This is a genomic window from Pseudoalteromonas sp. P80D2, assembly GCF_036680945.1.
Taxonomy (GTDB): domain Bacteria; phylum Pseudomonadota; class Gammaproteobacteria; order Enterobacterales; family Alteromonadaceae; genus Pseudoalteromonas; species Pseudoalteromonas shioyasakiensis.
In genome coordinates, this window is record NZ_JAZDAR010000037.1 from 92,558 (window position 1) to 111,333 (window position 18,776).

The 18,776-nt window shown below is 42.9% G+C and carries 21 protein-coding genes; 8 read left to right on the top strand and 13 right to left on the bottom strand.

Annotated elements, in window-relative coordinates; genetic code table 11:
- Window positions 1–14 precede the first annotated feature (14 nt).
- Window positions 15–632, bottom strand: coding sequence for a transcriptional repressor LexA (gene lexA / locus VRK28_RS10700; RefSeq protein ID WP_054554457.1), 618 nt, complete (start codon window positions 630–632; stop codon window positions 15–17).
- 161 nt (window positions 633–793) lie between these two features.
- On the opposite strand from lexA, the gene VRK28_RS10705 reads away from it, so the two are divergent.
- Complete coding sequence (locus tag VRK28_RS10705) at window positions 794–1,231, top strand: PaaI family thioesterase (protein WP_332393906.1); 438 nt, start codon at window positions 794–796, stop codon at window positions 1,229–1,231.
- A 7-nt stretch (window positions 1,232–1,238) separates the two neighbouring features.
- Here the strand turns inward: VRK28_RS10705 and VRK28_RS10710 are convergent, their stop codons facing one another.
- Window positions 1,239–1,619, bottom strand: a complete 381-nt coding sequence (locus VRK28_RS10710; protein ID WP_054554459.1) for a hypothetical protein — start codon at window positions 1,617–1,619, stop codon at window positions 1,239–1,241.
- A 158-nt stretch (window positions 1,620–1,777) separates the two neighbouring features.
- Between VRK28_RS10710 and VRK28_RS10715 the strand changes: the two genes are divergently transcribed.
- Window positions 1,778–2,503 (top strand): hypothetical protein, encoded by a 726-nt coding sequence (locus tag VRK28_RS10715; RefSeq protein ID WP_062564783.1) that lies wholly within the window; start codon window positions 1,778–1,780, stop codon window positions 2,501–2,503.
- On the opposite strand, the gene VRK28_RS10720 is transcribed toward VRK28_RS10715, so the two are convergent.
- Window positions 2,478–2,831 carry a VOC family protein gene (locus tag VRK28_RS10720; RefSeq protein WP_054562881.1) on the bottom strand — a complete coding sequence of 118 codons (354 nt, stop codon included), beginning with the start codon at window positions 2,829–2,831 and terminating at the stop codon, window positions 2,478–2,480. The genes VRK28_RS10715 and VRK28_RS10720 overlap by 26 nt on opposite strands.
- 116 nt (window positions 2,832–2,947) lie before the next feature.
- On the opposite strand from VRK28_RS10720, the gene VRK28_RS10725 reads away from it, so the two are divergent.
- From VRK28_RS10725 to VRK28_RS10735, 3 genes are all read left to right on the top strand, one after another.
- Complete coding sequence (locus tag VRK28_RS10725) at window positions 2,948–3,601, top strand: endonuclease (protein ID WP_332393907.1); 654 nt, start codon at window positions 2,948–2,950, stop codon at window positions 3,599–3,601.
- A 99-nt stretch (window positions 3,602–3,700) separates the two neighbouring features.
- Window positions 3,701–5,323 (top strand): S41 family peptidase, encoded by a 1,623-nt coding sequence (locus tag VRK28_RS10730; protein ID WP_332393908.1) that lies wholly within the window; start codon window positions 3,701–3,703, stop codon window positions 5,321–5,323.
- A complete protein-coding gene (locus VRK28_RS10735) occupies window positions 5,316–5,690 on the top strand; it encodes a hypothetical protein (protein WP_062564780.1) in 375 nt (124 codons plus the stop codon). The genes VRK28_RS10730 and VRK28_RS10735 overlap by 8 nt, the downstream gene beginning before the upstream one ends.
- Before the next feature lie 32 nt (window positions 5,691–5,722).
- Here the strand turns inward: VRK28_RS10735 and hmpA are convergent, their stop codons facing one another.
- Complete coding sequence (gene hmpA / locus VRK28_RS10740; RefSeq protein ID WP_332393909.1) at window positions 5,723–6,886, bottom strand: NO-inducible flavohemoprotein; 1,164 nt, start codon at window positions 6,884–6,886, stop codon at window positions 5,723–5,725.
- A 20-nt stretch (window positions 6,887–6,906) separates the two neighbouring features.
- Window positions 6,907–8,139: an NnrS family protein gene (locus VRK28_RS10745; protein WP_332393910.1), complete on the bottom strand. Its 1,233-nt coding sequence runs from the start codon at window positions 8,137–8,139 to the stop codon at window positions 6,907–6,909.
- A 156-nt stretch (window positions 8,140–8,295) separates the two neighbouring features.
- On the opposite strand from VRK28_RS10745, the gene norR reads away from it, so the two are divergent.
- Window positions 8,296–9,858, top strand: a complete 1,563-nt coding sequence (gene norR, locus VRK28_RS10750) for a nitric oxide reductase transcriptional regulator NorR (RefSeq protein WP_269407802.1) — start codon at window positions 8,296–8,298, stop codon at window positions 9,856–9,858.
- Here the strand turns inward: norR and VRK28_RS10755 are convergent.
- Window positions 9,855–10,748: a LysR family transcriptional regulator gene (locus VRK28_RS10755; protein ID WP_054562888.1), complete on the bottom strand. Its 894-nt coding sequence runs from the start codon at window positions 10,746–10,748 to the stop codon at window positions 9,855–9,857. The two genes, norR and VRK28_RS10755, sit on opposite strands and share 4 nt — an antisense overlap.
- A 115-nt stretch (window positions 10,749–10,863) precedes the next feature.
- Between VRK28_RS10755 and VRK28_RS10760 the strand changes: the two genes are divergently transcribed.
- Window positions 10,864–11,433, top strand: a complete 570-nt coding sequence (locus VRK28_RS10760) for an NADPH-dependent FMN reductase (protein ID WP_054562889.1) — start codon at window positions 10,864–10,866, stop codon at window positions 11,431–11,433.
- Between the two features lie 16 nt (window positions 11,434–11,449).
- Here the strand turns inward: VRK28_RS10760 and VRK28_RS10765 are convergent, their stop codons facing one another.
- Window positions 11,450–11,896, bottom strand: coding sequence for a tellurite resistance TerB family protein (locus VRK28_RS10765; protein WP_058586124.1), 447 nt, complete (start codon window positions 11,894–11,896; stop codon window positions 11,450–11,452).
- Window positions 11,897–12,023: 127 nt separating this feature from the next.
- On the opposite strand from VRK28_RS10765, the gene VRK28_RS10770 reads away from it, so the two are divergent.
- The gene (locus VRK28_RS10770) at window positions 12,024–12,389 is read left to right on the top strand and encodes a hypothetical protein (protein WP_055198597.1); all 366 of its coding nucleotides are present in this window, start codon (window positions 12,024–12,026) and stop codon (window positions 12,387–12,389) included.
- Window positions 12,390–12,391: 2 nt separating this feature from the next.
- Here VRK28_RS10770 and VRK28_RS10775 read toward each other — a convergent pair whose 3' ends face one another.
- The 6 genes from VRK28_RS10775 to fabR form a co-directional block, all read right to left on the bottom strand.
- Entirely contained in the window at window positions 12,392–12,985 is a 594-nt protein-coding gene (locus tag VRK28_RS10775) for a hypothetical protein (protein WP_332393911.1), read from the bottom strand.
- Between the two features lie 124 nt (window positions 12,986–13,109).
- A complete protein-coding gene (gene leuD, locus VRK28_RS10780) occupies window positions 13,110–13,709 on the bottom strand; it encodes a 3-isopropylmalate dehydratase small subunit (RefSeq protein WP_054562894.1) in 600 nt (199 codons plus the stop codon).
- Complete coding sequence (gene leuC, locus VRK28_RS10785) at window positions 13,709–15,109, bottom strand: 3-isopropylmalate dehydratase large subunit (protein WP_054554474.1); 1,401 nt, start codon at window positions 15,107–15,109, stop codon at window positions 13,709–13,711. The genes leuD and leuC overlap by 1 nt, the downstream gene beginning before the upstream one ends.
- A gap of 58 nt (window positions 15,110–15,167) precedes the next feature.
- Window positions 15,168–16,244, bottom strand: coding sequence for a 3-isopropylmalate dehydrogenase (leuB, locus tag VRK28_RS10790; protein ID WP_054554475.1), 1,077 nt, complete (start codon window positions 16,242–16,244; stop codon window positions 15,168–15,170).
- Window positions 16,241–17,788 (bottom strand): 2-isopropylmalate synthase, encoded by a 1,548-nt coding sequence (leuA, locus tag VRK28_RS10795; protein ID WP_332393913.1) that lies wholly within the window; start codon window positions 17,786–17,788, stop codon window positions 16,241–16,243. The genes leuB and leuA overlap by 4 nt, the downstream gene beginning before the upstream one ends.
- 357 nt (window positions 17,789–18,145) lie before the next feature.
- Window positions 18,146–18,775, bottom strand: coding sequence for an HTH-type transcriptional repressor FabR (gene fabR, locus VRK28_RS10800; RefSeq protein ID WP_054562898.1), 630 nt, complete (start codon window positions 18,773–18,775; stop codon window positions 18,146–18,148).
- Between the last annotated feature and the right edge of the window lies 1 nt (window position 18,776).

Here is an 18,776-nt window from a genome sequence, read left to right on the forward strand (position 1 = left end):
CAAATTGGGAACGTTTACATCCAGTCAGCGTTACGAATAACACCTACCGCTAACCCCTCGATGTTGAACGACTCATGCTCAAGGTCAACCTCAATAGGCGAAAACTCTTCGTTCTCAGCGTGTAAAAGTACTTTGCGACCCGCTTTTTCTAGACGCTTAACTGTTACATCTTCATCGACTCGAGCTACAACTACTTGCCCGTTTTCAGCAACTTGTGTTCTGTGTACTGCAAGCAAATCGCCATCCATAATACCAATGTCTTTCATACTCATACCATTTACACGCAGTAAGAAATCGGCAGCAGGTTTAAATAATGAAGGATCAACTTGGCAGTGACTTTCAACATGCTCTTGCGCCAAAATAGGTTCACCAGCTGCAACACGGCCAATTAAAGGTAAGCCTAGTTGCTCTGGCTCATCTTCTTCAATTAACTGAATACCGCGACTCGCCCCTGGCTTCATTTTGATCATGCCTTTTTTTGCCAGTGCTTTTAGGTGTTCTTCAGCAGCGTTGGCACTTTTAAAACCCAATGTTTGAGCTATTTCAGCACGCGTAGGTGGCATGCCTGTATCTTTAATAAAGACTTTAATTAGTTCTAAAATTTGCGATTGGCGTTTAGTTAATGGGCGCATACAACTGGTTTTCCATACAGTACATTTAACTGTGAGTATATACAGTTATTTGAAAATCGCAAATTTAAATTAACTCCATCATATTGCTACAAAACTAACATTGAACCACACCGAAAGATGCCATAAGGTATTATCTTTAATTAGCAGGCTAAGGAAACACAATGAGTATTTGGCACCAACCAATCACGTTAGAGCTTTGCAAAGAGCTGGAACAAGGGATTACCGGTCAAGGCACTTTAATGAAAACTATGGGCATTGAGGTAACTGAAATTGGCGATGATTATTTAATGGCAACCATGCCTGCTATTCCTGAGCATCATAACCCTATGGGCATGGTCCATGGCGGAGCAAACATTGTATTAGCAGAGACAGTGGCAAGCTATGCAGCCAATTTCGTGGTTGATTTCAATAAGTTTTATGCTGTTGGCCAAGAAATTAATGCCAACCACATGAAAGCGTCACGCAAAGGAACGTTAACAGCAACTGCGAGGCCGCTGCATTTAGGTAAGCGAACTTCTGTTTGGGATATTAAAATTACCAATGCCGCAGGAGAGCTTTGCTGCGTATCAAGAATGACCGCAGCTGTTGTAGAGCGATAAATTCTGGCTATTTTTCGACAGGATAAATAGTAATTTCAATCCCTGCGCCAATTGCAGAGATACGTAACAAGGTATCGGCATGCAGGGGTTGGTTAAAGCATTTAGGCGAATTACCTGATTCAAAGCCTATATCAAATGTACGCTTTGAGCACGATAACCACTGTTTTAATGCATTGCGCGAGCAAGACTCAATAAGCTCGCAAAGCTGGTTAATTGCTTTATCTGGAGAGCTGATATCTGCGGTTGCTTCAATACGTGCTAGTTGGCGGTATTCATCTTGGTCATAATGTAAAACCATGGCGTTTTTCTTCAAATCAGCAACAAGCGCACTTATATCGTGCTTTGACTCAAGCTCCAGATCTACATTTAAAAATTGAATTTCCGACATACTCTCGTTTTTACCCTCTATTTATATCGACTGAAACTTTAACTCAGTTTTGTATATATACCAAATCTAGAATACAGTTAATGCGACATTATGCCGCATTGGCAATCTAGCTAAACAACCTAAAATAGCGCCCACATAACAATAATAACGGGGTAATAATGAATAAACGCCTGTTTAAGTATGCTCGTAAAGGGCATAAATGGCTTGGCTACTTACTTGCTTTGCAGATCTTTTTTTGGCTCTTAGGTGGGCTGGTAATGAGCTCATTACCACTTGAAAAAGTGCATGGTAAGCATCTGGCTAATCGCAGTTTAAGTAGCCCATTTTTATTGTCGGACTACCCTGCTTCAATTGATAAAATAACAGCGCAATTCGAGCAAATCGAGGGTATTAAATATAGCCATTTTTTAAATACCCCGATTATAGAAGTTACATCCTTTAGCGGTACGTTTATTTTTGATGGCAGAACAGGTGCTAAAATGCCTGCACCGAGTAAAGCGCAAATCATTGAAAATGCCCAAGCTCACCTGCTTATTGACGCAAAAATAACGCAAGCGCAGTTATTAACAAAAGGGCCTAGAGAAGTCGGTCACAAAGCCAATGTTTGGCAAATTAGCTTCGATGATTGGTTAACAACAACCTTATATTTAGATAGCCAAACCGGTAAAGTTATAACTGTGCGCAGCACCCTGTGGCGCATTTTCGACTTTTTCTGGATGCTACACATTATGGATTATGATGAGCGTGAGAACTTTAACAATCCACTACTCATCAGCTTCTCAGCCACCAGCGTACTATTTTGTATTACAGGAGTTCTCTTGTTACTACAAAACGTTCGAATTAAACGTAAAAAGCCAGCTACACGTGTTGGTCAATCAAAATAGGATTGCCATCTGGGTCGGTGATAATAAAACTCGCGTCACCGGCCTTTTGTATTTCTAATCCTTGTTGCTGAAATTGTGCAGCTAATTGCTCAAAGGTTGCAAATTCATCCAAAGCTTCAGCATTTTGATCCCACCCAGGGTTAAAGGTCAGCATGGTTTTATCAAACATACCTTGAAACAAACCTATCAAATGTTCACCGTTTTTCATTATTAGCCAATGCTGTTCTATCTCCCCAGCAAACTCTTTGAAACCTAGCTTTTCATAAAACTGCTTTGAAGCACGAATATCTTTTACATTTAGACTTACAGAAAAAGCACCTAATAACATGGTTGTAATTCCTTTAATAAAAACGGCCTAACAACTATAGCTGAGTTGAAAAACTTTTCCTTTTTAGAATAGTCGCTCTAGAATAGCTGTTCCTGTAGTTCACTGATGTGATGGATATGCGTTTATTTCTATACTTAGCCCTTTGTTTTATTTTCACTTTTCCTATATCCGCTAAAGAATTTTCGAGCTTTTACAGTGCCAAAAAGCATTTAATTAAGAACCTACCAAGCAATAGTAAAAGCTTATATTGTGGTTGCGATATCAAGCGCCAAGGTAAAAAACTTGTGCCAGACCCTGATGCGTGTGGTTATATTCCTAGAAACTCTGTCACCCGTTCAGGAAAAGAGAATGCTCGCGCAAAAAGAATAGAGTGGGAGCACATTGTGCCTGCCTGGGAGTTCGGTCATCAATTACAATGCTGGCAGGATGGCGGTCGCAAAAACTGTAAAAAGGTCAGTGAAAAGTTTCGTCAAATGGAAGCTGACATTAATAACCTTGCCCCCGCAATTGGTGAGATAAATGCAGACCGTTCAAACTTTCGCTACGGCATGGTCTCAACATCAAGTGCAAGTTACGGAGCATGTCCCGTAAAAATCGATTTTAAGCAACGCGTATTTGAGCCGCCCATTTATGCAAGAAAGCAAATAGCCGATACCTATTTTTATATGCAAAAAACCTATGGTTTAAAAATATCTGATAAACAACGTAAATTATTTGAATCGTGGCAAAAGCTTGAAATAGCTGAAATTAGCAATCGCAAATCTTTATAACTAGCAGCACATTCGTTTACATTTTAGACACTATAATTTATTGCTTTCAGATTAAGTAATTGTTAGTTTTTAAACAATTTATATAAGAAAGGAAGCACCATGTTTAAAAATAACAAACTCGCTTTAGCTGTCTTCTTAGCGGCTTCAGGCATGTCTTTATCTGGCTGCGGCGGTGGTGGCTCATCGAGCAATACCGATACCACGAATCCACCACCAACAACTTCTGAACCCACTTGGACGGCTGGTGTCTTTGAGCCATCAAGCGAATTTAAAGATCAATGCGCTGTACCGCGAACAGGCAATGATCCATATAACGATAATCAACCTTACCCAGATACAGCAGGCTCTGAGTTTACTGAGAAGATGTGGCTACGTTCATGGAGTGACGAAACCTATCTTTGGTACGATGAAATAGAAGACAATGACCCAGATAACTTCAGCTCTGTCGCCGCTTATTTTGAGCAATTAAAAACCTTCGAAAAAACAGACTCTGGTGCTTATAAAGATCAATTCCATTTCAGCAGGCCAACAGAAGAGTATTTTCAAGAGTCGCAATCAGGTGTGGTTTCTGGCTATGGTATCAATTGGGCATTTATAAGTAATGTTCCGCCACGAGAGTTACGTGTTGCCTATTTAGAGAGTGGCTCACCAGCTGCAAATGCAGGCTTACAACGCGGTGATACTATTTTAATGGTCGACGACGTCAGCATTGACACTAATACCCAACAAGGCGTAGATATTCTAAATGAAGCGCTATTTGGGCCGACAGCTGGCGACTCGCACAATTTTGTTGTACGCAGTAATGATGGCACCGAAAAATCGTTTACTCTAGTCGCAGGTAATATAACCCAAACACCTGTACAAAATGTCGATACTATTACCACAGGAGATGGCACTAAAGTTGGCTACATGCAGTTTAACAGCCATATAAGTATTGCTCAGCCTGAGCTGATAAGTGCTGTGAATAAGTTCAAAACCGACAATATCGACGAGCTTGTGATCGACCTTAGATACAATGGCGGTGGTTTATTAGCGCTTTCTTCGCAACTTGCCTATATGATTGCAGGTCCAGCTAATACGAGTGACTATTTTTACTATCAAGTCATTGAAAATGACAAGCAGCCCGAGAGCGACCCATACCCGTTTATTGATATTGAAGTCGATTATTCTACTTTCGAGGGAACAGGTAACACTCTCCCTGACTTAAATTTATCGAAAGTCTATGTACTCAGCACTGATAATACGTGTTCAGCATCAGAAGCACTTATCAATGGCTTAAAAGGCATAGATACTGAAGTTATTTTAATAGGTGGTAAAACCTGCGGTAAACCATATGGTTTTACCCCAACGCATAACTGTGCAACCACTTACTACACCATTCAGCTAACGGGTGTGAATTACAAGGGCTTTGGCGAATACTCTGACGGCTTAGTACCAACTCCTTCACCGCAATTCGATGCAGATGTAAAAGGCTGTGAACTCGATGACGACTTTAACCACCAGTTAGGTGATAGTGATGAAACACTTCTGAGTGCAGCGCTTTATCATATTGAGAATGATAGTTGCCCAGTGGTAACGCAAAGTGTCACAGCTAAGCAAGCGACAACCTCATCTTATGCTGCTGATGAAGCTGGTATTGCGCTAAAAGCTAATACTACACTTTACAAAAATAATATGGATTTAACCCGTCCGCTACCAGCTAAGGAAGGTGATAATGAATAAAGCACTGTTCTTAACCTGCACCTTACTGGCAAGCATAGCAGGCTGTAAAAGTACTCAAGCAGAGCAACCGCAAGATGCAACGCTTGTTCGGGTAAACCCGGGAGTGATTACTGATATACAGCAGGCTATTCAGTCTGCTAAAGGCGGTGCACTGGTCACCTTAGCCGATGATGTATTTACTAAAAGCGCAGAGTTACTGATTGACCACGGCACCAACAAAGGGCCTGATGGCCTGCCAATTATGGGTGCCCATTCAATTCCTTCTGAGAAGTTTGTGTTGCAAAAAGCAGGTGAGCAATGCCTGCTTTACTACCCCAAAAAAGAACTCCGTATTCCACTTCCCAATGTAGAGTGCGAAGTTAACTAACAAAAGGCGCAGCTTAGGCTGCGCCTTTTACATCATAGGCTTTGGTGAGGGCCAAACACCTCATAATGAATGCGTTCACTTGCAACCCCAATACCTAGTAGTTGCTCTTTTATCATTGCCATAAAGGCGATTGGGCCACACAGGTAAAAGTCACCTTTGCTTATTGGTAAGCTTTCAGCGATGTGGTTTACATCCATTAAGCCCGCAAAATCGCTCCCCTTGCCATCTTTAAACCAGGTAACACAATGTAATGAAGCGTGCGCTTGCTGTTGCTTAAATAAGTACTCTTTAAAGGCAAACTGCGTCTCACTGTCGCAAGCATGAAGGTAATGAATTGGCTGATTAGGTTGATTACTTAATAGTGTTTCGAGCATCGCCATCATCGGGGTTTGACCAACTCCCGCTGAAATCAATACAACAGGCGAGTCAATTTCGCGAAGCACAAAGTCGCCTGCAGGTGGGTAAATTTTTACCTCATCCCCCTCAGTTAAGCTATGTAGGTAGTTAGATACCAAGCCTTCTTTTTTCACGCTAATTCGGTAATTACGGCCATTACTTTGCTGCGATAAAGAGTATTGCCTCACTTGCGTTAAATCACTGTTTGCAGGCGTTACTTTAATCCCTAAATATTGGCCTGGTAAATACGCCACAACAGGCTTTGCATCGGCAGGCGTTAATGTGAAACTACAAATTTGCGATGACTCCATACGTTTTTCTGTAATAGTGAAAGCACGGGTACCAAACCATCCTCCCGGCGCCTTTTTGGTTTTTTGATATAGCGACATCTCCTCATTAATACATACATCAGCTAATAACGAATAGGCTTCACGCCATGCATACTCAACCTCAGGGGTAAATTGTTCTGGCAATAACTCTTTTAAAGTCGCAATCAAATGTCCACCAACAATAGGATAATGCTCTGGCAAAATATGGTAACTGGTGTGTTTATGATTAATGCGCGCAAGCGCATCTTTTAACACTGCCAAGTTATCAATATTTGCCGCGTAGGCAGCTAAGGCATTAAACAGCGCAAATTGCTGAGAGCCCGATTGCTGATGTGTCATATTAAAAATATTTTTAAGCTCAGGGTTGTAGCTAAACATACGATCATAAAAATACTCAGTCACTTGAGGGCCTGCTTGTGCAAGCAACGGCAAAGTACTTTTAACAATCTGGATCGTTTTTTCAGATAACATAGTTTTTCCTATTGGAGAGATTAACCGCGGCGACCATCAACACGACGATTCACTAAGATGGGCGCACAATGAAATAAAAATAAGCTAAAGCCAGCAACCCACAGCAACGCACTTAGCTGCCATGCAAGGTGATGACCTAAATAAATGGGAAGTAACGAGCGTACAATGGCAGCTATCACAATGAGTACAAATGCCAAACTAATGTACGCAGGGGCTTGTAATGCGAGCCCTGTATGACCGTGAGAGACACGAACCATCATGGCGATGATCATCACACCTATGGTGCCAACAGTGATCAGATGAAGCGCGTCTTTGAATAAGATAATAGAGCTGAAATAACTCATCGCGATGAGTATTAAACCCACAGATAAAGCCCAATAAGCCACGTGTAATGACCATAGCAAAGGTACTTTTAGAATGCCTTTATGCCACCACAAAACACACCGAGCCCCATGTAAACAAGCAAGCCAAACAAAGATCCAGCCGGTACTCATTGCGCTAAAAAATAGCTGACTCATAAAGAACCAAGCAATGGCGAAAAATGAGCTAAATACGACTAATTTATCGAGCTTGGGGGTTCTAACTTGTTCACTTAGGTTAAGGCCGCGCGCGGTAAAAAATGGCACAACTCGCCCAGCCACAACACCAACTAGCAGTGTCATGATAAGTACAGCGGTATCAACAACCCCCAGTGCCAGCGACATTTTATTAAGTACAACTAAACTTAAAAAAATCACATTGAGCGCACAGAGCAAAGATGCGATGACAACAAATAAGTAGTTATGGCTGCTTTTCGCCTGTATCAGCATGTCAGCTAAGATAATAATTCCAGCTAGCCACCAAACGAGTTGTAGCGCACTAACAAGATAAAGGTTCAGCTGCTCGAACCCCGCAATCTCAATAAAAAAACTAAGCCTTGCAACAAGCCAAATCATGCTAAGCAAACAAAGCTTAATACCACTTACACTCGGCACACCTGTCCATGTTTGTGCGGCGGTTAGCAAAAAGCCCATGGCAACCACGCCTGCAAAGCCAAACAGCATTTCGTGAGCATGCCAAAGCGTTGCGGGCATTGTTAGGTGCCACTGTGCATAGCCCGTCAAGATTAAAAACCAGTAACTCATAGCAAATACAGCTAAGGCACCTGCCGCCAAGAAAAAAGGCCGAAATGCTAATGCCCATAACGGCCACTGGCTGAGTTGATAAAATTTGATCTTAGTTGGCATAGGTTCAGTTAAATTAATGACTTTCATTCGTGCTCTCAGCGTTTAATTTCCCCAGCTATTGCACAGTTCAAGCCAAAAATAGAAACCATTAAATATCAATGCATTAAATTTGAACACTTGATAAATAAGTCAAAATGACACACAATTAAAAACATCAATAAAACACATTCAGGTCAAATTGACATGATGCTCAAAAAATCCCTTCTTGATGTTGCACTTGCACTTACCAAAGCAAGCAGTGTTGATCATAATTTCAGTTATCTGTTGAGTTGCATTAATGATTGGCTTGAATGTGATGCAGTTGCCTTATTATTGAAACAAGGCGATGTGTTAAAGCCCGTAGCCCTTCATGGGTTGTCGGACGATACGTTAGGAAGACGCTTTAAAATAGCGGAGCATCCGCGCTTATTTGAAATATGCCGTGGCAGTGAACCGCTAAAATTTGCCAAAGATTGTGGCCTACCCGACCCCTACGATGGTTTATTACAAAGCCAGCATGGAGACTTTCCTGTTCATGCCTGCATGGGCGTGCCGCTGCTGAGTAGCAAAGATAACAACGAACTATTGGGTGTTTTGACCTTTGATAGTTTAGATGAACATGCCTTTGACGCTTTAGCAATGAACGAGCTCAATCAACTAAAACAGCTAGCTGCAGGCTATGTTGAGCATGCCCTAACCTTGCAGCATTTTATGCAGCACGCACAGCACAACCATCAAGTTGCGCAGCAGCTTAACCTTGAGGCACTAACACGAGAAGGTGTCGAAATTATTGGTAATAGCCAAGCAATGCAGACCCTTAAAAATGATATTCAGCTGGTGGCTGCCTCAGAATTTAGCGTATTGATACAAGGCGACACAGGCGTCGGTAAAGAACTCGTTGCGCGCAATATCCATTTAAACTCAAAACGCCGCGACATGCCGTTGATCCACTTAAACTGCGCATCGTTACCAGAGAACTTAGCAGAAAGTGAATTTTTTGGTCACAGTAAAGGCGCATTTACTGGGGCACATACTGCTCGCCAGGGTAAGTTTCAACTCGCCGATGGTGGTACCCTGTTTTTAGATGAAATTGGCGAGCTTCCGCTTGCTATGCAAAGTAAGCTATTGCGCGTATTACAAAGTGGTGAAGTACAAACGGTGGGGGAAGATCAGAGCCGTTATGTTGATGTCAGAGTGATTGCAGCTACCAACCGCGATTTAAAACAAGAAGTCGCTGCGGGGCGCTTTCGTGCAGACCTTTATCACCGCTTAAGCGTTTACCCATTGTATGTTGCACCACTAAAAGAGCGCGATAACGATGTTATTTTATTGGCAGGTTTTTTTATTGAGCAAACATCTAAAAAATTGGCAATTAAGCAACTTAAGCTTAGTAGCGATACACAGTTACTACTGCGTCAATATGATTGGCCAGGCAATGTGAGAGAGCTTGAACATGTGATCAGTCGAGCAGCACTCAAAGCCAAGCAGCAGCAATGGCAACAAAGCATTGTCACAATCGAGCCTGACCATTGTGATATCGCTAAAATGGCCGTTGCTGCACCAAGCCCTGTTGCAGTTAACGAACAAAAAGCCACTCGCTTATCGCTGAAAGAGGCAACCGACGCTTTTAGTTATCAATTGATTATGCAACAACTTGAACTACATAACCTAAACTGGGCTGCCACAGCACGTAGCTTAAGTGTTGATAGAGCCAACCTTGTGCGCCTAGCCAAACGGCTAGGCATTAGCGTTAAAAAGTCTGTTTAAGCTTTTAAATCTTTAAAATAGGCTTTTAAAAGCTGACTAAATGCTTGGACTTTGGCTGTGCGATGCACCAAGTGATGCGTTACCAGCCAAAGATCCGTTGGCCAGTTTAGCTCTTTAGGAAGCACTGGCAGCAGATCAGGGTATTGGCTTGCCACTTCATGCTGTAAACCACCAATTCCTAAGCCTCTCACAATCGCCCTTGTAGCTTCTGATGTTTCAGACACCCGTAACTTAATTTGCGAAGGTTCAATATGTTGATCAACCCATGCAAAATAAGGCACTTTACCGTTATAGCCAGCCACCCCAGAAACAAAACTATGCTGTTGCAACTGCTCAATATTCTTTGGCATGCCATACTTTTCAATATAACTTTTAGAGGCATAAAACCCTGACGAAAGTTCAGCTAAATGCTGGGCAATATAGTCGCCTTCATCAGGCCGAGGACCCGCTCGCACAGCAATGTGCGCCTGACCGTGATCAAGGCGTAAACGGTTTTGATCAAGAATAACTTCGAGTTGCACTTGCGGGTGCAGACTTTGAAACTGCTCACAGACATCACTAAGCACATCAATAAAACCACTAACCGTAGTTAATAATAAACTGCCTCGCAGTTGGCTATCAGCGGCAATAATATCGTTGTGAAGTTTTTCAAGTTCAGCGTTAATCGATTTTGCAGTCGCAAACAACTTAGCGCCTATTTCTGTCACTGTATAGCCACGGGCATGGCGGTGGAATAACCGCGCATCAAGGTTATCTTCTAAATTATTGATTCTTCTAAGCACTGTGCTGTGGTGAACACCTAACGATTCGGCAGCAGCGGTTAACGTGCCGAGCCTTGCCACCTCATAAGCGACTTTTACATCTTGCCAATCATCAAATTGAATCGCCATAACGGCTCCTTATGTGCATATACGCACATAAGTTTTGCGTTTATTTGGCTTTTCTGCAAGCTGTTTTTTGCTACAGTGAGTATATCAACAGTGAAGCTTAAAAAAGGAAGCCATCATGACAGCACCAAAAATTATTGCCCTAGCAGGCAGCCTACGTAAAGACAGCTTTAATCAAAAACTGATTAATGAAGCTGCACGCTTCGCCCTCGAAAGTGGTGCTGAAGTAGAAGTGATTAAATTAAGTGATTTAGACTTACCATTATTTGATGAAGATATTGAAGCGCAAGGTACACCTGCTGGCGCACAATTATTAAAAGATAAGCTTCGCGCTGCTGATGGCATTTTATTAGCAAGCCCAGAATATAATGGCTCAATTACAGCGCCACTTAAAAACGCAATCGATTGGGCTTCTCGTACAGAGCAAGGCGCAGTGCCTGCATTTCGTAATAAAGTGACTGCACTTTATGCATCTTCACCGGGTGGTTTAGGTGGCTTACGTGGTTTAAATCACGTTCGTGATATTTTATCAGGTATTGGTAGTTTAGTACTTGCAGATCAACTCGCAGTACCTGCTATCCACACTAAATTAGATGAGCAAGGCCGCATCAGCGATGCTGATACAGCCGAGCAAGTTGCCAGCCTTGCCCAGCAACTTGTGAGCGTAGCGAGCAAATTAAATAAGTAAGCCTGATTTAATAGCCCTAGCTTAGTTTTGTCGCTGCTAGCTTAGCAGCGATAAAGTCTTCATGAGTTACATACAGCAAGCTTGCGACGCGGCGAATAACCATTTCTTCATGCTTATCTAAATTGCCATCTGCGTAGGCTAAACGCCACAACAGCTCGATGATTTCAATACGCTGCTCGGCACTGCACTGGGCATTAACTTGTTTTGAAAACTGAAAGTAATCTATTGCATCATCTAAGCTTTGCGATGCACTTGCAACTAACTCTTGAACCTCTTCTTCGTTGAGCGAGAAATACTTCTTTAAGGTCTCATTCAGGGTCTGTTGCTCATCATCTTGTAACTCATTATCTGCACGCATAACCTCAATTAATAACGCAGCAACGGCGGTTTTTAGGTCATGCTCAGCAATGCTAGATTGGGTATCATTCAGCGCTGAAAACAGCTGTTTTATTTTATTGAGCATCACATTTTCCCTTTTTGGGTGTTAGACTACATGTAAGACGTAACGTTACCTTAGTTTGACTATGGATGCTAACTCAGGTTCAACATCACGATGAAACAAGGTATTAATCACATGGAGTTAAGTGTTTATGAGTGAAGTGAGAAGTACACAAGCACTATTAATCAGCGCCGTTTTAATGTTAGCGGGGTGCAGTAATGCGCAGGCAGCAAAAGGCGAAACCGAAAAGCTCTATGACTTCGACGAAAAAGTCCACTACTACCAAACTAAGTTGGCCGACGGCCGCTACCACCTCGAAATTCAGTCTGACGACTACAAGCACTTTCGCAATCAAAGCGTATTCTTACTGCGCCATGCAAGTCGCTTATGTAGAGACAAACCTTTTATGCTAAGAGTGACTGATGGGGTGCAGGAGTATGAACGTTTTCCAACTAAACCACGCGCCTATCAGCCACCTTTAACGGTTGTTTTACAGTGTGAAGACGAAGCTAAATAGCACTAGTCTTCATATCCCCACGGCGCGTTTGGCGGCGTGATAGGTTTAGTTAAGTCAAAATCAACACGAAATTCACGCCCTTCACGCACTAAGCGATACGAAAATTGCTTAGGATAAATATACATTTGCCACGTGTTACCCATTGATTGGGGAATACCTTGGCTCACAAACAACTCTTTTGAATACTGATCAGCCGGGAACGACTGCGCGTTAGCAAAACCCGCATCAAGGGTATGGCCACCATACATGGTTGATTTATCATCGCTGCCATCTTTATGACGATGGTCATGCTTTAAACTCAAACCACTGCCCGTTTTTGTGATGATCCAAGTACGAGATGCATCATCACCAACATGAAATGGCACTTGTAACTCACGCTCGTTACAACGACGTACATGCATTACTAACTTTTTGCCCGCAAATGAGCTCGGGCCAGCAGCGTTATCAACGCTCACTTTACCTTCGTAAGCTTTACCGCAATGGGCGGCAATATTATCAAAAAAGCCATCATGGCTTGGAATTGACACTAACGGTGCAGGTCGCGCAGCCGCTACTGATGATGCTGCCACGAGCATCGATGCTACTAAGTATTTCATGGTGTGTTCCCTAAATAAAATTTCAGTCTAGGCTAATGGTTTAAAGACCATAAAGAAAACAATTACGATAAAAAACAAAAAAACGCGGCCTTGGCCGCGTTTAGGTTCACATGGAAAAAACAGGTTATTGCCAAGGGCGTTCTGCTGCAAGTTGCTGCTCAAAAGCATCAATTTGGCTGTTAAGTGTTTCAGTCACACCGATAAAGTCTAAGCCACTTAACAAACGCTCTTTAATGTCATGGCGAATATCAAAGTGAATAGTGTCAAACTTATCGCTACGAAGTTGTTGGTTTTCTAAATCAACTTCGATATGAATATCGTCATGCTGTTCACTCAGCACAAATAATTGCTCAAGTGTTTCTGCAGGCAATGCGATAGCAAGCATTTGGTTATTGCCGCAGTTATTAAAGAAAATATCGGCAAAGCTTTCCGCTAAGATAACTTCAAAACCATATTGCTTTAATGCCCATGGCGCATGCTCACGCGATGAACCACAACCAAAATTGTCGCGAGTTAAAAGAATTTGCGCACCTTGGTAACAAGGGCGGTTCAAAATAAACTCAGGGTTTGGCTCGCCGTTATCTAAATAACGCCAATCGTAAAAAAGCGCCGCATCAAAGCCATCACGGCTGGTCGACGTTAAAAATTGCTTTGGAATTATTTGGTCAGTATCAACATTGTTTTTATCTAACGGGGCCATTAAGCCACTAAAAAATACACTCATTAGGCTTCTCCTCTGATATCAACAAAACGACCATGAATTGCCGCTGCCGCAGCCATTGCTGGGCTCACTAAGTGAGTGCGTCCACCGCGACCTTGGCGTCCTTCAAAGTTACGATTAGAGGTCGACGCACAGCGTTTGCCGGCTTCTAATCTGTCGTCATTCATTGCTAAGCACATTGAACAACCTGGCTCACGCCATTCAAAGCCAGCTGCTTTGAAGATATCTGCAAGGCCTTCGTCTTCGGCTTGTTTTTTAACAAGGCCAGAACCAGGAACAATCAGTGCTTCAACACCCGCTGCAACCTGCTTACCTTCAACAATTTGCGCGGCAGCACGTAAATCTTCAATTCGGCTGTTTGTACATGAGCCAATAAATACGGTATCAACAGTCGCAGAAGACAATTTATCACCGGCTTTTAAACCCATATATTTTAGTGCACTACGAATCGCATCAGCTTTGATTAGATCTGGTTCTTGCTCAGGATCAGGAATGAATTCATCTACGCCAATCACTTGCTCAGGGCTGGTACCCCACGTAATTTGCGGTTGAATATCAGCGGCCTCTAATTCAACAACATGATCAAACTCTGCGCCTTCATCAGTTTTTAGTGTTTGCCAGTAGGCAACGGCACTATCAAAGTCAGCACCTTGTGGTGCAAATGGGCGACCTTTTAAATAATCATAAGTTGTTTGATCTGGTGCGATTAAACCCGCTTTTGCGCCCATTTCAATACTCATATTACAAAGCGTCATACGCGCTTCCATAGACAGCGCTTCAATCCCTTCGCCACAAAACTCAGCAACATAGCCAGTACCACCCGCAGTGCCTAATTTACCAATCACCGCCATGATTAAATCTTTGGCAGTAACGGTTGGGCGCAGGCGACCATTAATTTGAATTTTTAACGACTTGGCTTTTTTCTGCTGTAGCGTTTGAGTGGCTAGTACATGCTCAACTTCTGAAGTACCAATACCGTGCGCTAGTGCACCAAATGCACCATGGGTGGAGGTATGGCTGTCACCACACACTATGGTTGTGCCCGGTAAGGTAATGCCCTGCTCAGGCCCCATAACATGCACAATACCTTGATTAATCGAATTTAAATCATAAAGTTGAATACCAAACTCTTTACAGTTTGCATCCAGTGCCATTAATTGATTTTTCGACACTTCACTCGCAGCATCTAATGAGCGACTTTTTGTTGAAACGTTATGGTCCATAGTCGCAAAAGTTTTTTCTGGGCAACGTACTTTGCGGTTTTTCTCACGTAAGCCAGCAAAGGCTTGCGGCGAAGTAACTTCATGAACTAGGTGACGGTCGATATAAAGTAAATCAGTTTGATCATTAATACTGGCGACTACATGAGCTTGCCAAATTTTATCGTATAAGGTTTGGGCCACTTGCTATTCCCTCATTTTAGTTACGCTGAGTGACGAGCTCAGCGCAAACAATTTTTAATTAAATACGTGCCACAATTGCCGCAGCAACATCACTGGTGGTGTACCCTGCATTTGGGTAGATATCGGGCGTACCAACACCTGCTTCAACCGCTTCTGCCACCGCTTTTTCAATCGTACGAGCCGCTTCATCTTGCCCTAGTGAGTAACGCAACATAAGCGCAGCACTTAAAATTTGTGCGATTGGGTTTGCAACCCCTTTACCAGCAATATCAGGTGCTGAGCCACCAGCTGGCTCATACAAACCAAAGCCAGACTGATTTAAACTCGCTGATGGTAATAAGCCCATAGAGCCTGTGATCATCGCGCACTCATCAGACAAAATGTCGCCAAACAAGTTATCGCAAAGTAATACATCAAACTGACTTGGCTGTTTTACTAACTGCATTGCCGCGTTATCAACATAAATGTAGTCAAGGCTTACTTCTGGGTAATCTTTGCTTACTTCAGAGACCACTTCACGCCAAAGTACGCTGGTCGCTAACACATTCGCTTTATCAACCGAGGTAACATGATTACTACGCAGCTTAGCGGCTTCAAATGCAAAGCGTGCGATGCGCTCAATTTCTTTACGTGAATATGTTTGGGTATCGAAAGCGGCTTCTTGCTCACCTTCACCACTGCGGCCTTTTTCACCGAAATAAATACCGCCTGTTAGCTCGCGAACACATAAGATATCAAAGCCTTGTGCGCTGATATCTGCACGAAGTGGTGACGCAGCACTTAGTGCTGGTAGTAATTGTGCTGGGCGTAAATTACAGAACAAACCAAAATGCTTACGCAGTGGCAACAGTGAAGCTCGCTCTGGTTGCTCATTCGGTGGTAAGTTTTCCCACTTAGGGCCACCTACCGAGCCAAATAAAATCGCATCGGCATTTTCACAAGCACTAAGAGTGCTTTGCGGCAGTGCCTGACCAAACTCATCAATGGCAGCACCACCAATCGCGTGGTGATGACGAGTCAAAGTAAAACCAAACTTTTCGCTTACAGCATCCAAGACGGTTTCTGCTGCTGCCATAACTTCTGGACCAATCCCGTCGCCTGCTAATACTGCGATACTGTAATTCGATTGACTCATCCTGCTTTCCTCTGTTGTTTTAAATCAGACACTTTTTGTGCACGATAAATTAAGTTATAAACGCGGATCATGGCGCGTACCGACGCTTCAACCACATCCGCTGCAATGCCCGCGCCGTGATATGGGCGACCATCGTATTTAGCGATAATATTCACTTGTCCTAGTGAGCTGGCACCTTGGCCTGTTGCTTCTAGGTTGTATTCAATCATTTCGACCGACATACCCGTTAAGCGCTCAATTGCTAAGAATGATGCTTCAACAGGGCCGTTACCTGTTGCTGCCTCTTGCTTAGACTCGCCATCAATTGTCATGCCGATTGTTGAGCTCGCCACCGATTGTGAGTTAGACGTAGAGTTAACAAACTCAAGTTGGTACTTCTCGTCTTTATCTTTGATTTGGTTAAAGTAAATCATCGCTTCTAAGTCGTAGTCATACACAGTACCTTTTTGGTCTGCTAATGCTAAGAAGCTGCTGTATAAGCTATCCATATCGTAATCAGATTTTTGATAGCCTAACTCTTCTAAACGATGCTCAATAACATGACGACCTGAACGCGAAGTCATGTTTAATTGATTATTAGGTACACCGACACTTTCTGGCGACATAATTTCGTAAGTGTTTTGGGCTTTTAATACGCCGTCTTGGTGGATCCCTGAGCTGTGTGCAAAGGCATTTTCACCAACAATTGCTTTGTTTGGTTGTACTGGCATATTACAAATCTTCGCGACTTGGCGCGAAGCACGGTAAATCTCTTCACTGCGAATATCGGTATGAACTTTTAAGTGGTCTTCACGCATCTTCATGATCATCGCCACTTCTTCAAGCGAGCAGTTACCTGCACGCTCACCAATGCCATTTATTGTACATTCGATTTGGCGAGCACCGGCTTGTACTGCAGCGATTGAGTTAGCAACCGCTAAACCTAAATCGTTATGGCAATGCACGCTTAAACGCGCCTTGTCAATATTTGGTACATTGTTCATTAAGTGGTGGATCATCGCAACGTATTCGTCTGGCGTTACATAGCCTACGGTGTCAGGTAAGTTGATAGTTGATGCACCGGCATCAATAGCGCTTTCAACGATACGGCATAAATCCCAATGCGGTGTCCGACCTGCATCTTCACACGAAAACTCAACGTCATCGGTGTAGTTACGCGCAAGTTTAATCGACTTAACAGCCATTGCCGTTGCATCGTCTAAGCTCATACGTAATTTGTGTTCAAGGTGTAATGGACTGGTTGCAATAAATGTATGAATACGGCCCTGCTCTGCCGGGCGAAGTGCTTCACCACATGCTTCAATATCTTTTGCAACAGCACGTGCTAAGCCACAAATAATCGGCCCTTTTACTTCAGTCGCAATGCGCTGTACAGAGCGAAAATCTGCCGGGCTAGATACCGGAAAACCCACTTCCATTACATCCACATTTAAGCGGCTAATGGTATGCGCAAGTTGAATTTTGTCGTCTTCGGTTAGGCTTGCTTTTAATGCTTGCTCACCATCACGTAACGTTGTGTCAAAAATCCAAACCTTATCTTTCATAAACTGTCCTCGTTCCCAATGACCCATTAGCGAGATAAAAAAAACCCCGCGGTTGCGGGGTTTTTTAATGTTCTACAAATGCAAATACACTAAGCCCCGCTCACTGATTTAAGCAGTAAGAGGTTTAGTTTTAATGTAATTGAATGTGTAATTTGCATCTTAATTTACTAAATGTGTGTTCAGTGGCTGTATTTTTAACATTCAAAAAACCTGCTTGCAAGCATAATTTTTCCACAAAACCGATTTTTAAATCGCCTTACCGGAATTAAAAATCCACAAAAATGCATTTTTAAGGTTAATCAACCCTCATTGAGTGTATTGAACGTTTAAAGTTTCGGAAGGTAAAGCCTCTATTGCTTAGATTAACTTTTGCGATTGGTTACTATCACGCACGTATAAAGTGGCACCGCGAGCAATATAACGTAATTGCCAGATTAAACGCTCAACCAGCTCTTCGCGTTGTGTCCCTTCAATATCGAGGGCTTCGGCACCGGCATTAAATACTAAAGTCACCATGGCTTCGGCTTGAATGTATGCATGAGTTGGATCGCATGGTGTTTCGCTTTCAAGGTAATGCGCAAGCTCTAAAATGAAATGTTTAATTTCACGAGCAACCGCGGCACGAAATGCTTTTGAAGTTCCTGAGCGCTCACGCAATAACAATCTAAATTGGTTGCTCGAGTTATCGATAAACTCCATAAAGGTAACGATTGATGTCGTGATCACACTACCACCACTCTCAATACGGCGACGCGCTTGGCGCATAAGCTGGCGAAGTGTTAAACCAGCTTCATCAACCATGGTCAAACCAAGCTCATTCATGTCTTTAAAATGGCGGTAAAAAGAGGTAGGTGCAATCCCTGCTTCACGGGCAACTTCACGCAAGCTTAAATTAGAAAAACTATGATCGGCACTCAATTGATTGAATGCAGCCTCGATTAGTGCTTGTCGTGTTTTTTGTTTCTGTTGCGCTCTAACACCCGACATG

Excerpts from the sequence above, each read along its gene's own strand:
- VRK28_RS10710 (WP_054554459.1), bottom strand. The coding sequence starts at position 1,619 with ATGTCGGAAATTCAATTTTTAAATGTAGATCTGGAGCTTGAGTCAAAG.
- leuA (WP_332393913.1), bottom strand. The coding sequence starts at position 17,788 with ATGAAAGATAAGGTTTGGATTTTTGACACAACGTTACGTGATGGTGAG.
- VRK28_RS10715 (WP_062564783.1), top strand. The coding sequence starts at position 1,778 with ATGAATAAACGCCTGTTTAAGTATGCTCGTAAAGGGCATAAATGGCTT.
- VRK28_RS10770 (WP_055198597.1), top strand. The coding sequence starts at position 12,024 with ATGAGTGAAGTGAGAAGTACACAAGCACTATTAATCAGCGCCGTTTTA.
- VRK28_RS10775 (WP_332393911.1), bottom strand. The coding sequence starts at position 12,985 with ATGAAATACTTAGTAGCATCGATGCTCGTGGCAGCATCATCAGTAGCG.
- VRK28_RS10755 (WP_054562888.1), bottom strand. The coding sequence starts at position 10,748 with ATGGCGATTCAATTTGATGATTGGCAAGATGTAAAAGTCGCTTATGAG.
- VRK28_RS10735 (WP_062564780.1), top strand. The coding sequence starts at position 5,316 with ATGAATAAAGCACTGTTCTTAACCTGCACCTTACTGGCAAGCATAGCA.
- VRK28_RS10730 (WP_332393908.1), top strand. The coding sequence starts at position 3,701 with ATGTTTAAAAATAACAAACTCGCTTTAGCTGTCTTCTTAGCGGCTTCA.
- VRK28_RS10760 (WP_054562889.1), top strand. The coding sequence starts at position 10,864 with ATGACAGCACCAAAAATTATTGCCCTAGCAGGCAGCCTACGTAAAGAC.
- VRK28_RS10705 (WP_332393906.1), top strand. The coding sequence starts at position 794 with ATGAGTATTTGGCACCAACCAATCACGTTAGAGCTTTGCAAAGAGCTG.
- VRK28_RS10725 (WP_332393907.1), top strand. The coding sequence starts at position 2,948 with ATGCGTTTATTTCTATACTTAGCCCTTTGTTTTATTTTCACTTTTCCT.
- VRK28_RS10765 (WP_058586124.1), bottom strand. The coding sequence starts at position 11,896 with ATGCTCAATAAAATAAAACAGCTGTTTTCAGCGCTGAATGATACCCAA.
- leuD (WP_054562894.1), bottom strand. The coding sequence starts at position 13,709 with ATGAGTGTATTTTTTAGTGGCTTAATGGCCCCGTTAGATAAAAACAAT.
- VRK28_RS10745 (WP_332393910.1), bottom strand. The coding sequence starts at position 8,139 with ATGAAAGTCATTAATTTAACTGAACCTATGCCAACTAAGATCAAATTT.
- lexA (WP_054554457.1), bottom strand. The coding sequence starts at position 632 with ATGCGCCCATTAACTAAACGCCAATCGCAAATTTTAGAACTAATTAAA.
- hmpA (WP_332393909.1), bottom strand. The coding sequence starts at position 6,886 with ATGTTATCTGAAAAAACGATCCAGATTGTTAAAAGTACTTTGCCGTTG.
- fabR (WP_054562898.1), bottom strand. The coding sequence starts at position 18,775 with ATGTCGGGTGTTAGAGCGCAACAGAAACAAAAAACACGACAAGCACTA.
- leuB (WP_054554475.1), bottom strand. The coding sequence starts at position 16,244 with ATGAGTCAATCGAATTACAGTATCGCAGTATTAGCAGGCGACGGGATT.
- VRK28_RS10720 (WP_054562881.1), bottom strand. The coding sequence starts at position 2,831 with ATGTTATTAGGTGCTTTTTCTGTAAGTCTAAATGTAAAAGATATTCGT.
- norR (WP_269407802.1), top strand. The coding sequence starts at position 8,296 with ATGATGCTCAAAAAATCCCTTCTTGATGTTGCACTTGCACTTACCAAA.